This is a genomic window from Streptomyces soli (genome assembly GCF_003999195.1).
In the GTDB taxonomy this organism is placed as follows: domain Bacteria; phylum Actinomycetota; class Actinomycetes; order Streptomycetales; family Streptomycetaceae; genus Actinacidiphila; species Actinacidiphila soli.
In genome coordinates this window covers 31,844-45,739 of record NZ_RJVR01000292.1, presented here as the reverse complement: position 1 = coordinate 45,739, position 13,896 = coordinate 31,844, and the positions used below count along the sequence as shown (strand labels likewise).

Here is a 13,896-nt window from a genome sequence, read left to right as displayed (position 1 = left end):
CGTACGAGTCTGCCGCTTGTGCCGCTCGCCGTCTGGCGGGATTCGGACGTCGCGTTTTCCGTTCCCCCGCGGGTCAGCCGCGCGCGGGGTCGGGCCGGAAGGGAGCGCCGTGACCTGGGATGATGAGGCTGGGCCGTAGGGCGAGGAGCTGCTGCCGGGAAGCCGTCAGGGCGTCGCCGTCGCTGGCGAGGGGGTCCTCGACGGGGCCCTCTTCGCTCCACCAGAGGTGGGTGGCGGCGACCAGACCGTCCTCCGTCTCGGCGAGGGTGGTGATGTCCTCGGCGGTGTGGCGGACCCGCGGGGGCGGCGTCATGACGCCTTGATCCAGTCCTGGATGAGCCGGACCGTGCGGTCCGGGCGCTCCTCGTGGACCACTCGCGGCCGTCGTCGCCCCAGCCGTGCACCAGGAGCACGGCCGGCGCGTCGGCGGGGCCGAGGTCGGAATGGAACAGGCCGAGGGCCGTCACGCCGTCACGGCTCGGAGCGCTCGAAGTAGGCGTCCAGGGCGACGTCGAGTTCGTCCGTCCACACCTTGAGGTCGCTCCTGGCCGGCGCCTCGACCTCGGCCTCGAACCAGCGATTGGTGCCCGTGTAGACCGTGACGGTGAACCGGCGGCCGAACCGGGGGGTGTCGACCTCGACCGCGCCGATCTCCTCCCAGTCGAACTCCGCCTCCTGGTCGTCCAGCGTGAACCGGACGCCGGTGCGGTCGGCGGTGATGGAACCGCGGCGGTCGGAGACCTTGAAGACCGGGCCGCCGTCTTCTTCCTCGGCTTCCTCGGCTTCTTCTGTCTCTTCGGCTTCCTCAGCTTGATCGGCCGCCTCTGCGGAGTCGGCCGCGTCGTCGGCGGCGTCCTCCGGGGCGTCCTGGACGACGGCGTCGTCCGGCGGCTGCTCGGCCGCCTTCTCCTCGGCTGTGTCGTCCGCTCCGGCAGGGCTGGGGGACGACAGGCCGGGGATGTACGCCGGATCTGTCCCGGCGGCGTGCACGGGCGGGATGAACGGACCTATGCGCTTTTCCACGGCGGGCAGTATTGCGGATGAACCTGTGCCGGGAACAGTCGGCCCCGTCCGCCGCGCCCGCCGGGTCGGCTCCGGCGAGCGCGGCACGGGGAGTCGCCTGTCGAACAGGACGGCCCCGACCCTGGCGCGATGACGTGAACACACCCAATCGCAAGTAAAGGCCATGTCAGGAAGGAAATGTGAATGAGCTGTCGGTTCCCCATGCGATTCCCATGAGGTGGCGAGGGGGAGCGACAAGGTGACGGCCCGTCGGTTGTCCAGGAGGGACGGATCGGGTTAACCGCGGGCGAATTCTGGCTTTGCCTATGGTCAGGGGGCCGTTCGAGGCCGGCCGGCCTCCCTAGGATGATCTGCGCGTCTTTCGTCCATCCGTACGACTCTTACGACCCCTCTTGGAGGCCCGGAGTGCCCGAGCCCCGGCCTGTCCCGGTATCCGCGCCGCCCGGTGCCGCCGTCCGGCGGCGCCGTGTGCTGCTCGCGGGCGGCGCGATCGTGGCGGTCCTGGCGGTCGCCGCCGGGGTGCTGGCGGTCGGCGGCTGGACGCGGAGCAGGCCACGGCAGGCGGCCGCGTCGGCCTCCGACGGTCTGCGGCACACCTCCGTCGAGGTCTCGCCCGGGGGGTGCGGGCGCGGCTGGACCCGCCCGGAGCCCGGCAAGCAGGTCTTCGATGTCCGCAACACCTCCGGCGGGGCGGCGGAGGTGTTTCTGACCGACGCGAAGACCGGAGCGGTCTACGCAGAGGTGGAAGGCCTCGGCCCGGGGGCCGTCCGCCGGATGCCGGTGACCCTCGGCAGCGGCTCGTACGCCTTCAAGTGCGTGCCCGACGACGCGGACGCGGTCACCGGCCCCACGGTCCGCATCACCGGGGGGACCAGCACCGGCCCGGCAGCCGTGCCGGTGACCCAGCAGGACCTCATCCCAGCGGCCCTGGCCTACCAGAAGTGGATCCAGGCCCGCATGGCCGACCTGGTCAAGCGCACCGACGTCCTGCGCGCCGCCGTCGATCGCGGTGACCTCGCCGCCGCCCGGGCCGCCTGGCTGCCCGCGCACCTGGTGTACGAGCGCATGGGCGCCGCCTACGGCACCTTCGGCGACGCCGATGCCGCGATCAACGGCACCACCGCCGGGCTGAGCGGTGGCGTCCGTGACGCGGGCTTCACCGGCTTCCACCGCATCGAGTACGGCCTGTGGCACGGCGAGTCGGCGCACGGCCTGCGCGGCCCGGCGGACCGCCTCGACAAGGCCGTACGGGCGCTGCGCGACAGCTGGCCGCAGCAGCGGATGAACCCGGCCGACCTGGGCCTGCGGGCGCACGAGATCCTGGAGAACACTGTGCAGTTCGAGCTCACCGGCCGCACCGACTACGGCAGCGGCACCAACCTGGCGACCGCCCGCGCCAACCTCGACGGCACCGAGGCGCTGCTCGGCTACCTCCGCCCCCTGCTGAAGACCCGGGACACCGGCCTGCCGGAGCTCGACTCCTGGCTGGACCGCACCCGGCGCACCCTCGACGCCTGCGAACACGGCGGCCGCTGGACACCGCTGTCCGCACTGGACCGTACGCAGCGCGAGAAGGTCAACGCCGACCTGGGCGGAGTCGTCGAGCGCCTCGCCGACGTCGCCGTCCTGACCGACATACGGAGGACGGCGTGAACGGCCCGAACATCCCCAACGGCGTGGGCCGTCGGGGCTTCCTGGCGAGCGCGGCGGCCGTGGCAGGCACCGGCCTGGTGGCCGCCGACCGCAGCACTGCGGCCGCCGCGCCGGCCCCCGGGACTACGGGCGTGCCCTTCCACGGTCGGCACCAGGCCGGGATCCTCACCCCGGCGCAGCGCGCCACGGCGTTCGTTTCCTTCGACGTGACCGCCGACGGCCGCCGCGAACTGGCCGACCTGCTGCGCACCATCACCGACCGGGCCCGCTTCCTCACTGCCGGTGGCACCCCGGACCCGGCCGGCATCACCGCCCCGCCCACCGACTCCGGCACCCTCGGGCCGCAACTCCCGGCCGACGGGCTGACGGTGACGGTCGGCGCCGGCGCCTCACTCTTCGACCACCGCTACGGCCTGGGGGACCGCAGACCGCGCAGTCTCACCGCCATGCCGTCGTTCCCCGACGACGACCTCGACCCGGACTGGTGCCACGGCGACCTCAGCGTGCAGTTCTGCGCCGCCGGTACGGACACGGTGCTGCACGCCCTGCGCGACGTCGCCCGGCACACCCGGGGCGGTATGCAGGTGCGCTGGCGGATGGACGGCTTCGTCAGCACCCCGCGCCCCACCGGAACGCCCCGCAACCACCTGGGCTTCAAGGACGGCACCGCCAACCCCGACACGACCGACGCCCGCGAGATGGACCGCCTGGTGTGGGTCGGGAAGGCCAACGGCGAGCCCGCCTGGGCCACCGGCGGCAGCTACCAAGTGGTGCGGGCCATCCGCATGCTGGTGGAGTTCTGGGACCGCGTCTCCCTCCCCGAGCAGGAGCGGATCTTCGGCCGCGCCCGGGACACCGGCGCGCCGCTGGACGGGCGGCACGAGACCGACACACCCAAGTACGCCCAGGACCCTCTGGGCGACGTCATCCCCCTGGACAGCCACATCCGGAAGGCCAACCCGCGCACCGCCGCCACCGCCGACCAGCGGATCCTGCGCCGCGCGTACAACTACGACCGGGGCATGGACTCCAACGGCAACCTCGACATGGGGCTGCTCTTCTGCTGCTACCAGCAGGATCTGGCCCGGCAGTTCGAGACCGTACAGAAGCGGCTCGCCGGAGAGTCGCTGGTCGACTACGTCAAGCCGTTCGGCGGCGGCTACTTCTTCGCCCTGCCGGGGGCGCGGGACAGCGCCGACTGGCTCGGGCGGTCGCTCCTCGCCTGACACGGTCGGGTCAAGAATGAGCCAAGAGATCTTGGGGAGCTTCTGACCGTGTGTTCACCCGTCCTCCACCGCGGCAATCCCGGCAGGCTGTCCCGGAGGCCGAGGATCCGGCCGTAAACGCGGAAAACAGCACCCCCCTTGGGAAGGCGAGACAGCATGTTCGGCACAGGAAGGCCCGGAAGAACCTCAGGCGCGCGGCGCCGGGGAATCAGCTTCGCCGCGCTTCTGGGCGCGGCCGCACTGGTGGCGGCCGGTGGAGCCGCACCCGCGGCGGCCGTCGACGCGCAGGGCAGCAACTCCGGCAGCACGCACACCTCGACCCCGATCAAGCACGTGGTCGTCATCTACCAAGAGAACGTCTCGTTCGACCACTACTTCGCGACCTACCCGCAGGCCGCCAACACCGACGGGACGACCTTCAAGGCCGCCAAGCAGACCCCCAAGGCCAACAACCTGCTCAATGCCGGGTTGTTGACGAAGAACCCCAACCTCTACGCGCCCAAGCGGCTCAGCAGCTCCCAGGCCATGACCTGCGACCAGAACCACTCGTACGGTGCCGAGCAGTACGCGGCCGACAACGGCAAGGCCGACAAGTACGTCGAGAACACCGAGACCAACACCTGCAGCGGCGGCCTCTTCGGTGAGCCCGGCCTGGTCATGGACTACTACGACGGCAACACCGTCACCGGCCTGTGGAACTACGCCCAGCACTACTCGCTCAACGACGCGTCGTACAGCTCGGTCTTCGGCCCCTCCACCCCGGGCGCGCTCAACCTGGTCGCCGGGCAGACCCACGGCGTGATCTCCGTCGACCCCACCACCGGCACGGAGAACCCCAAGCAGACCTCCACCCCGGACGCGAACGCCGTCGTCTCCCCGGACGCCAAGGGCGTCGGCACGGTCATCAACGACCCCGACCCGGCCTACGACGACTGCTCGGACAAGGACCACACCAGCACCAGCGCGCTCGCCGCGATGCAGGGCCAGAACATCGGCGATCTGCTCAACGCGAAGAACGTCACCTGGGGCTGGTTCCAGGGCGGCTTCCGGCCCAGCACCGCCTGGGACGGCAAGCAGGGCGACTACGCCAAGTGCGCCGGCGCCACCCACACCAACCTCGGCGGCGCGGCGGTGGAGGACTACAGCCCGCACCACTCGCCCTTCGAGTACTACAAGTCGACATCCAACCCGCACCACCTCGCGCCCGCCAGCGTCAACGAGATCGGCCACAACGGCCAGGCCAACCACAACTACGACCTGACCGACTTCGACGCCGCCCTCAAGGCGAACCAGCTCCCCGCGGTGAGCTTCCTCAAGGCGTCCGAGTACCAGGACGGCCACGCGGGCTACTCCGACCCGACCGACGAGCAGCACTTCCTGGTCAATGAGATCAACCAGCTGCAGAAGTCCCCGGAGTGGAAGAGCACCGCCGTCGTCGTCGCCTACGACGACTCCGACGGCTGGTACGACCACGCCACCTCGACCGTGCTGAACGGCTCGACGAACTCCGCCCTCGCCTCCAACGGCAAGGCCACCGACAGCCCGGCCTGCCAGAGCGGACCGGCCGCCGCCGGCGGCTACGCCGACCGCTGCGGCCCCGGCACCCGGCAGCCGCTGCTCGTCATCTCCCCGTACAGCAAGGTCAACAAGGTCGACCACACCCCGACCGAGCAGGCCTCGATCACCCAGTTCATCGAGGACAACTGGGGCACCGGCCGGATCGGTGACGCGTCGTTCGACACGCGGGCCGGCACGCTGTCCGGCATGTTCGACTTCAAGCACCCGAACAACCAGCAGGTGCTGCTGAAGCAGGACGGCTCGGTGCAGTCCGTGAAGAAGATCCCGCACCAGGCCATCACGGCCGGATCCGCCGCCCTGGCCTCGGACAACCTGACCACCCAGCCCCTCGCCGACACCGGGAACTCCTCCTCCGCGGCCCTGCCGATCGGTCTCGCGGCCGGCGTCATCGCGGCAGGCGGAGTGGCCACCGCCTACGCCTTCCGCCGGCGCAGGTCGAACGCCTGACACCTCCGCGGCGTCCTGAGCCGCTGACGCGCCACCCATGCCTACGCTGAAGGCATGGGTGGCGACGTGTGGGACGTCGGTGCGGCCTACGAGCCGTACGTCGGACGGTGGAGCCGAGCGGTGGCGGCCGAGTTCGTGGGCCGCCACCGCGTCCCCTCCGGTGAGCGCTGGCTGGCGCGGCGCCGGCGACGACCTGCTCAGCGCCCCGGACTACGGCGCCGACGGCGGCTCGGGCAACGACACGATCGTCGGCACCGACCACGCCGACGACCTGCGCGGCGGCCCGGGCAACGACACCATCCTCGGGCGCGGCGGCAACGACGTGATCTACGGCAACAGCGGCAACGACGTGATCTACGGCGGCGCCGGGACCGACAAGCTCTCGGGAGGGCCCGGCACCGACCGCGTCTACCAGTAGGAGCTCCGCGCGCCTCACGGCACAGCCGCCAGGGACAGCACCATGGTCAGGCCGCCGCCGGGGGTGTCCTCGGGGGTGAGGGTGCCGCCCATGGCCTCGGTCAGGCCGCGGGACAGGGCGAGTCCGAGGCCGAGGCCGGTGGTGTTGTCGGTGTCGCCCAGGCGCTGGAAGGGCTCGAAGACCCGTTCCCGGTCGGCGGGGCGCAGGCCGGGGCCCTGGTCGGTGACCCGCACCTCCACGCGGGAGGCCAGGGCGCTGGCGCTGACCAGGACCTGCTTGCCCTCGGGTGTGTGCCGTACGGCGTTGGCCACCAGATTCGCCAGGACCCGTTCCAGCAGGGGCGGGTCCGCGAGGACGGCGGTGGTCTCCTCCAGCCCCTGGGCGACGACGGGCACCGGGGTTTCGGGCAGCGTGTCCAGGGCCAGCGGCAGCACCTCCGCGAGGGCCGTGGGTCCCAGGTGGAGGGTGAGGGCGCCGGCCTGGAGGCGGCTCATGTCGAGCAGGTTGTCGACCAGGTGGTTGAGCTTGTCCAGTGACTCCTCGGCGGTGGCGAGCAGTTCGTCGCGGTCGTCGTAGGAGAACTCGACGTCGCGGCTGCGCAGGCTGCTGACGGCGGCCCAGGCGGCGGCCAGCGGAGTGCGCAGGTCGTGGCCGACGGCGGCGAGCAGCGCGGTACGCATCCGGTCGGCGGCCTTGACCGGCTCGACCTCGGCGGCCGCCTCGGCCAGCCGGGCGCGTTCCAGGGCGGCGGAGACGTGGGCGGCGAAGGCGGTGAGCACCCGCCGTTCGGAGGCGGCCAGGCGGCGGCCGCGCAGGACCAGCAGGCTGTCCTGCCCGACCGGGACTGCGACCACGCCGTCGTCGGTCCCCGGCTCGGCCCCGCCGTCCCGGTCGACTAGGACGGCCGACTCCATGCCGAAGGCCTCTCTCGTACGGTCCAGCAGCGCCTCCACGGCCTGGTCGCCGCGCAGGATGCTCCCGGCCAGGGAGGAGAGGGTCTCGGCCTCGGCGGTGGCGTTGGCGGCCCGCCGGGACAGCCGCAGGGAGCGGTCCACGATCGTCGCGACGGTCACCGCGACGGACGCGAACACGGCCAACGCCAGCACGTTGTTGGCCTCGCCGATGGTGAACCGGCCGACGGGCGGGATGAAGTAGTAGTTGAGCAGCAGGGAAGCGGTGATCGACGCGAGCAGCGCGGAGATCACGCCCCCGATACAGGCCACGCCCACCACGGTCAGCAGGAAGAGCAACGCCTCGCTGGTGAGGTTGAGATGGCCGCGGGTGTTGGCCAGCAGGCCGGTCAGCAGCACCGGCAGTACCAATCCGGCGACCGGTCCGGCCACCCGGCGGGCCAGGGGCAGGGTGCTGCGGGTGGTGGGTAGCAGGCGGCCGCGGCCGGCCCGTTCGTGGGTGACCATGTGGACGTCGATGTCGCCGGACAGCTCGACGGCGGTCTCGCCGACCCCGGGGCCGGTGAGGAAGTGCGAGAGCCGGCCGCGGCGGCTGGTGCCCATGACGAGCTGGGTGGCGTTCTCGGCGCGGGCGAAGTCCAGCAGGGCGGTGGGGATGTGGTCGCCGACCACCGAGTGGTAGCTGCCGCCCAGGCTCTCCACCAGTACCCGCTGCTCGGCGAGGGCGGCGGGGGAGGCGTCGGCCAGCCCGTCGCTGCGGGCGACGTGTACGGCCAGCAGATCACCGGCCGCCGACCGGTCGGCGATCCGGGCCGCCCGGCGGATCAGGGTGTCGCCCTCCGGGCCGCCGGTGAGGGCGACCACGACGCGTTCGCGGGTCTCCCACACGCCGCCTATGCCGTGCTCGGAGCGGTACTTCTGCAGCGCCTCGTCCACGCGCCCCGCCACCCACAGCAGGGCCAGTTCGCGCAGGGCGGTCAGATTGCCGACCCGGAAGTAGTGCGAGAGCGCGGCGTCGACCTTCTCGGGCGCGTAGATATTGCCGTGTGCCATGCGTCGGCGCAGGGCCTCGGCGGGCATGTCGACCAGTTCGATCTGGTCGGCGCGGCGGACGACCTCGTCGGGGACGGTCTCGCGCTGTGGGACACCGGTGATCTTCTCAACGACGTCGTTGAGCGACTCCAGGTGCTGGATGTTGACAGCGCTGACGACGTCGATGCCGGCCTTCAGCAGCTCGTCGATGTCCTGCCAGCGCTTGGCGTTACGGCCGCCGGGCACATTGGTGTGGGCCATCTCGTCGACCAGCGCTACCTGCGGTGCGCGGGCGAGGACCGCGTCGAGGTCCATCTCGGTGAAGGCAGTGCCCCGGTACTCCCGCTCCGACCGGGGCACGATCTCCAGGCCGTCGAGCATCCCCTCGGTGCGCGGCCGCCGGTGGCACTCGGCGAACGCCACGACCACGTCGGTCCCGCGCTCGGCCCTGCGCCGGCCCTCGTCCAGCATCCGGTAGGTCTTGCCTACCCCGGGGGCGGCACCGAGGTAGACCTTGAGTCGGCCGGGCCCGCTCACGTCAACTTGGCCAGGGCGAGATACCCGACCAGGGCCACGGCGACGGCCGGACCGACGACGTTCTCGATGCTCACAGCCGCTCCGTCCCCTTGGCGACGAGGCCGAGCACGGCGAAGACCACGACGGTGAGAACGATGAAGGCCAGATCTGGCATGTGGGATACACCCCGGAAGGTTGTATGTATGGGGACAGCGCTACCGGTGAAAACCGGCTCCCACACAGCAAAACCCCAGGTGCTCGCGCGAGGCCCCCCGTTAGCGCTCCCCTGACGTGGTCCCCGGTGACCTTGACGCGCTCTTGACGCGGCACTGGGTACGGCCTGTCCGCAGACGCGCGAAGGCCCCGGACACCACCCATGGGGAGAGGTGTCCGGGGCCGAGGTGGCTGGTCGGGTCAGCCGATCGAGGCGCCGTACGCGTCGAGCGCCGCCTGCACCGGCTGGAAGAAAGTCTCGCCGCCGCTGCTGCAGTCGCCGCTGCCGCCCGAGGTCAGGCCGAGGGCCGTGTCACCGGAGAAGAGGGCGCCGCCGCTGTCGCCCGGCTCGGCGCACACATTCGTCTGGATCAGGCCGGAGACGGACCCTTCCGAATGCTCGCGACCCGCCCGGACCGCCCGCCTGGGCGCCCCTCAGCTCAGGGAACGGTAGAAGTCCATGTGGCGCCGGGCAGCCTCGGCCCAGGTATGGCGGGCGGCGAGTTCACGGCCGGCCGCCCGACGGGCGGGGTCGTCGTGGGTCAGGGCACGCCCGAGTTCGGCGGCGAGGCCCGGCTGGGTCGCGGCGAAGCGGGCGGCGGGGCCGAAGACCTCGCGCAGGACGGGCAGGTCCCGCACGACGAGGGGGACCCCGGCGGCGAGGGCCTCCATGGCGGCGAGCCCGAAGCCCTCCTTGAGGGACGGAAAGGCGAAGGCGCCGGCGGCGCCCACCAGCGCGGGCAGGTCATCGTCGGGCACCGCGCCCAGCACCACCGGATCGACGCCGAGTTCCGCGGCCCGTGCCTCCCACCTGGCGCGGTAGTCGCGGTAGTCGAAGAGGGTCTCGCCGCCCGCGATGACCAGCCGCACGGACTCCGGGTGCCGGTCGCGCAGCAGGGCGTACGCCTCCAGCAGGTCCAGGGAGCCCTTGCGGGGCTCGATGCCGCCGACCGTGAGGACGTACGTCCCGAGCCGGTCACGCCAGCTGGCACGGGCGGCCGGGTCCGTCGTCGCGAAGCGTTCGTACGCCACGCCGTTGGGGATCACCTCGGCCTTCAGCCCCCAGCCGTCGGCGAGTTCGCCCGCGACCGAGCGCGAGACGCAGATGTGGGCGTACGGCTCGACGATGGCCCGCTCGTGGCAGGCGGCCAGCTCAGGGGTGATGAAGTGATCGAGGTGGTGGACCGTACGGATGCAGCGGCCCACGGCGTTGGCGCTGATGCAGTCCTGGGCGTGGACGATGTCGTACGACGAGGCGGCCGGGGCGAAGGCTTCGCGTAGGGTGGCGATGGAGCGCAGGATGCGTTCCCCGACGCCTTCTCCTTCAGCCTGGCGGCTGGGTGGGGGTCCTCCCCCTGGCTTCGCCGGGGGGAGGACCCCCACCGGCGAAGCCAGGGGGGGTGCCCCCACGGCCGGTCCGTCAGGGAAGGGCACGATCCGCAGCCGTACGGCGTCATCGACCGGTCGGAAGAAGCCGCTGTCGCCGCCCCGGCCCAGCGACCAGACCGTCACGTCCTGGCCTGCGGCGGCCAGTGCCTCGGCCAGGGCGAGGGTGTGGACGACGCCGCCGCGCGGTTTGGTGGAGTAGCTGAGCAGGGCGATCTTCACGACGTGGTCTCCCGGTAGGCGGCGGGCCGGCGTTCGCCGAGGTGGCGCAGGATGCGGCGGGCGCGGTCGACCTCGGTCGGCACGTCGAGCTCGGCGACGGCGAGGCCGGCCTTGGCCCAGGTGCGGGCGAGGATGTCACCGCCGGGACCGACGACCTTGGCCTGGCCGAGGAAGCGCATGCCGCCCATGGCGCCGGTCTGGTTGGAGGAGGCCAGGACGACCTGGTTCTCCGCCGCCCGCGCCTGGTCGTACAGGTCGAAGAGCTTGGCCTGGCGGTCCTGGGCCATCCGCGGGGCGCGGTTGGTGATGCTGGTGGGCCAGGCGGACAGGCACGCCAGGATCTCGGCGCCGTCCAGGGCGAGGCTGCGGGCGGACTCGGGGAAGGTCTTGTCGTAGTCGATGAGCATCCCGATCCGGCCGACCGGGGTGTCGAAGGCGTCGAAGCGGTCGCCGGGGGCGTATGCGGCGACCTCCCCGGCCGGGAGGTGCACCTTGCGGTGGCGGCCGAGGACACCGTCGCCGCTGACGCAGACGGCCGCGTTGTAGCGGTCGGGGTCCGCGCCGTCGGTGGCAGCCTCGCAGTAGCCGACGCAGACGACCATCTCGCCTGCGAGGCGGGCTATCTGGAGGATCAGCGGATCGTCCTGCTTGAGCGCGGGCGGCAGCGCCTCGGGGTCCGGGTGACGCAGGTCGGCCAGGTAGCCGCCGAGGGCGGCATCGGGCAGGACGAGCAGCCCGGCGCCCTCCTTGCGGGCGTCGTCGATCAGCTTGCCGATCCTCGCGAGGCAGAAGTCCAGGTCGCGGCCGAAGTGGGCGGCCACGGCCGCGATCCGGATGGTGCTCATGCCTTGACTGCTCCTGTGGACAGGCCTGTGGTCAGGTCGTAGGTCTCGGGCCGCCGGTCGCGCAGGTGTCCCATAGAGCGACGGGCGGTCTCCAGGGCCTGTGCGACGTCGAGTTCGGCGACGGCGATGCCGGCCGTCACCCCGGTGTCGGCGAGGATCTCGCCGCCGGGGTCGACGACCTTGGCGCTGCCGACGAAGCGTAGCGACCCGAAAGTGCCCGCCTGGTTCGCGGACACCCACACCATCTGATTTTCCAGCGCGCGGGCCCGGTCGAACAGGTCGAAGCGGCGCTTCCAGCGGTCGTTGGCGAGGTCGGCGGCGGGGCTCGTCCTGGCGCCCGGCCAGGCGGAGACGCAGACGCCGATCTGGGCCCCGTCCAGCGCGAGGGCGCGGGCGGACTCCGGGAAGGCCTTGTCGTAACAGATCATCATGCCGATCCGGCCGACCGGGGTGTCGAAGGCGTGGAACTGGTCGCCGGAGGCGTAGCTCGCGTCCTCGCTCAACGGCTGATGGACCTTGCGGTGATTGCCCAGGACGCCGTCGCCGGTCACGCACACCACGCTGTTGTAGCGGGAGTCGCCGTCCGCTTCGCAGTAGCCCGCGACCACCGTCATCCCGCCCGCGAGTGCCGCGAGGCGGGCGATCTCGGGGCCGTCGACGGCGAGCGGGGGAGGGCCCGCGTCGAGTTCGGTGTCGTCGTCGAGGCTGAGCAGATAGCCGCCGAGACAGGCCTCCGGAAGCGCGAGCAGCTGAACGCCCTGCTCCCCGGCCTCCTTGATCAGCCGCTCCACGATGGCGAAGTCCTCCTCGAGGTCGCGGCCGAACTCGGCGGCCACAGCCGCCATACGAAGCGTGCTCATGCGATCCCCATTCCGGTCACCGTGCCGGCGACCGCTTCCGTGATCTCTCCGTCGGGCCAGCGCAGCCCAACGCCCTGCCCTGCGGTCAGCTCCCCGCACTCCGCGCCGGTCGCCGGCCCGGCGGCCGGCGGCGGCGCGCCCGGTGCGTCGGCGGTGAGCATGGCGAAGCCGGGGAAGCACGTGAGCCAGTCACCGACGGCCGCGCCCTCCGGCCGCGGCACAGCGGCCACATCGAGTACGGCGCCGCAGCCGCCGGCCTCCGCGAGCATCCCGAGGGTGCCGGCGATCCCGGCCATCGACACGTCCTTGGCGGCGGCCGGGCGGGCGGCGGCGACCGCGCCGAGCATCGTACGCAGCTCGTCCGTACGGCGATGGGTGGTCGAATCCCACTGGCGGCCGCGGTATCCGGTCCGCCAGCCGCCACCCAGGTCGGCGGTGAGGCGTACGGCGTGCCCGGGGCGTCCGCCGCCGCCCGGCACGGGATGCCGGGTCCGGCCCAGCGCGGTCACCGACAGCGCGGCCGGCACCCCGAACTGGGTGTGGCCGCCCAGCACCGGGACGTCGTAGGCCTCGGCCGCGCGCCTCAGCCCCGACAGCACCCGGGCGGCATGCGAGGCGTCCCGCGCGCCGAGCGCGTCCAGCAGCCCGACCGGCGAAGCGCCCATCGCCGCCAGGTCGTTGAGATTGACCAGCACCGAGCACCAGCCCGCCCACTCCGGGTCCCGCTCGACCATGGACGGCACAATGGCGTCGCACGCGGCGATCACATCGGTGCCCGGCACAGGCGCGCCGTCGTCGCCCACGAAGCCGGTGCCGCCGGGGCTCAGCCCCGCCAGCAGCGGGCCCAACAATGCCTTCGTGGCCGAGGCCTGCGCGGCGATCCGGCCGATCGGCCACCGCATCAGCACGTGCGGTGCCCCGGCGACCGTCACCTCCCGGACCCGCCGCCACCCCAGCCGCGTGAACAACGGCTCGCCCCGCACCTGCACCGTCGCGTCGAACCGCAACGCGCCCTCGGCCTCCGCCCGGGCACACGCCGCCCGCACCAGCGCCGCCCCTACCCCGCCCAGCCGCCGTGCGGCCGGCGCGACCGCAAGCCGCCCCCCGGCCCACCACCCGATGTCAGGCCCGTCCTCGACCGGCCCCAGCCGCACCCCGCCCGCGACGGCGCCGTCACGGTCGCGAGCGACAAACACGATGGTGCGCGGGTCGTCGTCCCGGTCGTCCAGGTCGTGCCCCTCGAACAGCCCCTGCTCATCGACGAATATGTCCTGCCGCAGCCGCAGGTAGCCGCTCAACGCCTCCGCGCTGGTTGCCTCTTCGATCCGGAAGCCGGGCTGCCGGGCGATGGTGCTGCGGTCGCCGAGCAGAAGCAGGATGTCCTCAGGCGCGACGTGGTCGGGGTGACGGCCGACCAGGTCCAGGAGGGGTTCTTTGGAGCCCGTCCGGCGATTGAGGACACGCCCGGAGGACGTCAGGGGGGCTGGGGGCTTGCCCCCGGTTTCGGGAAGGGGCGGGGTGGGGGGAGAACCCACCGCAGCCGCATCGGGGCCGAAGTTACGCATG

The 13,896-nt window shown here is 72.4% G+C and carries 11 protein-coding genes and 1 pseudogene; 4 read left to right on the top strand and 8 right to left on the bottom strand.

Translation table 11 applies throughout. The annotated features are described in order from the left end of the window. Nucleotides 1-73: 73 nt before the first annotated feature. Both EFK10_RS32265 and EFK10_RS32260 read right to left on the bottom strand, forming a co-directional pair. Nucleotides 74-313: an MBL fold metallo-hydrolase gene (locus EFK10_RS32265; RefSeq protein ID WP_127359187.1), complete on the bottom strand. Its 240-nt coding sequence runs from the start codon at nt 311-313 to the stop codon at nt 74-76. 158 nt (nt 314-471) lie between these two features. After that, nucleotides 472-1,023: a hypothetical protein gene (locus tag EFK10_RS32260; RefSeq protein WP_127359186.1), complete on the bottom strand. Its 552-nt coding sequence runs from the start codon at nt 1,021-1,023 to the stop codon at nt 472-474. A 405-nt stretch (nt 1,024-1,428) separates the two neighbouring features. On the opposite strand from EFK10_RS32260, the gene EFK10_RS32255 reads away from it, so the two are divergent. The 4 genes from EFK10_RS32255 (at nt 1,429) to EFK10_RS32240 (ending at nt 6,345) form a co-directional block, all read left to right on the top strand. Beyond that, entirely contained in the window at nt 1,429-2,676 is a 1,248-nt protein-coding gene (locus EFK10_RS32255; protein ID WP_240677611.1) for an EfeM/EfeO family lipoprotein, read from the top strand. After that, nucleotides 2,673-3,902 carry an iron uptake transporter deferrochelatase/peroxidase subunit gene (gene efeB / locus EFK10_RS32250; protein WP_240677610.1) on the top strand — a complete coding sequence of 410 codons (1,230 nt, stop codon included), beginning with the start codon at nt 2,673-2,675 and terminating at the stop codon, nt 3,900-3,902. The genes EFK10_RS32255 and efeB overlap by 4 nt, the downstream gene beginning before the upstream one ends. Before the next feature lie 156 nt (nt 3,903-4,058). After that, the gene (locus EFK10_RS32245; RefSeq protein WP_127359184.1) at nt 4,059-5,927 is read left to right on the top strand and encodes a phospholipase C; all 1,869 of its coding nucleotides are present in this window, start codon (nt 4,059-4,061) and stop codon (nt 5,925-5,927) included. Between the two features lie 160 nt (nt 5,928-6,087). After that, nucleotides 6,088-6,345 carry a calcium-binding protein gene (locus tag EFK10_RS32240; RefSeq protein WP_240677609.1) on the top strand — a complete coding sequence of 86 codons (258 nt, stop codon included), beginning with the start codon at nt 6,088-6,090 and terminating at the stop codon, nt 6,343-6,345. Nucleotides 6,346-6,359: 14 nt separating this feature from the next. Here the strand turns inward: EFK10_RS32240 and EFK10_RS32235 are convergent, their stop codons facing one another. The 6 genes and pseudogenes from EFK10_RS32235 to EFK10_RS32205 form a co-directional block, all read right to left on the bottom strand. Further along, nucleotides 6,360-8,825 carry a sensor histidine kinase gene (locus EFK10_RS32235; RefSeq protein WP_127359183.1) on the bottom strand — a complete coding sequence of 822 codons (2,466 nt, stop codon included), beginning with the start codon at nt 8,823-8,825 and terminating at the stop codon, nt 6,360-6,362. A gap of 393 nt (nt 8,826-9,218) precedes the next feature. Further along, nucleotides 9,219-9,416 (bottom strand): annotated as a pseudogene (locus EFK10_RS32225) (trypsin-like serine protease); the annotation flags it as partial. A gap of 36 nt (nt 9,417-9,452) precedes the next feature. After that, on the bottom strand, nt 9,453-10,625 hold the full coding sequence (locus EFK10_RS32220; protein ID WP_127359182.1) for an MSMEG_0565 family glycosyltransferase: 1,173 nt from the start codon (nt 10,623-10,625) through the stop codon (nt 9,453-9,455). Continuing rightward, nucleotides 10,622-11,470, bottom strand: coding sequence for a carbon-nitrogen hydrolase family protein (locus EFK10_RS32215; RefSeq protein WP_127359181.1), 849 nt, complete (start codon nt 11,468-11,470; stop codon nt 10,622-10,624). The genes EFK10_RS32220 and EFK10_RS32215 overlap by 4 nt, the downstream gene beginning before the upstream one ends. Beyond that, nucleotides 11,467-12,330, bottom strand: coding sequence for a carbon-nitrogen hydrolase family protein (locus EFK10_RS32210; RefSeq protein ID WP_127359180.1), 864 nt, complete (start codon nt 12,328-12,330; stop codon nt 11,467-11,469). Before EFK10_RS32210 ends, EFK10_RS32215 begins: the two co-directional genes overlap by 4 nt. Next, nucleotides 12,327-13,895, bottom strand: coding sequence for an MSMEG_0567/sll0787 family protein (locus tag EFK10_RS32205; protein WP_206305667.1), 1,569 nt, complete (start codon nt 13,893-13,895; stop codon nt 12,327-12,329). The genes EFK10_RS32210 and EFK10_RS32205 overlap by 4 nt, the downstream gene beginning before the upstream one ends. Nucleotide 13,896: the final 1 nt, after the last annotated feature.

What these genes read in the sequence shown, in the direction of transcription:
- EFK10_RS32265 (WP_127359187.1), bottom strand. Translation starts at nt 313, where the DNA reads ATGACGCCGCCCCCGCGGGTCCGCCACACCGCCGAGGACATCACCACC.
- EFK10_RS32245 (WP_127359184.1), top strand. Translation starts at nt 4,059, where the DNA reads ATGTTCGGCACAGGAAGGCCCGGAAGAACCTCAGGCGCGCGGCGCCGG.
- EFK10_RS32215 (WP_127359181.1), bottom strand. Translation starts at nt 11,470, where the DNA reads ATGAGCACCATCCGGATCGCGGCCGTGGCCGCCCACTTCGGCCGCGAC.
- EFK10_RS32210 (WP_127359180.1), bottom strand. Translation starts at nt 12,330, where the DNA reads ATGAGCACGCTTCGTATGGCGGCTGTGGCCGCCGAGTTCGGCCGCGAC.
- EFK10_RS32205 (WP_206305667.1), bottom strand. Translation starts at nt 13,895, where the DNA reads ATGCGTAACTTCGGCCCCGATGCGGCTGCGGTGGGTTCTCCCCCCACC.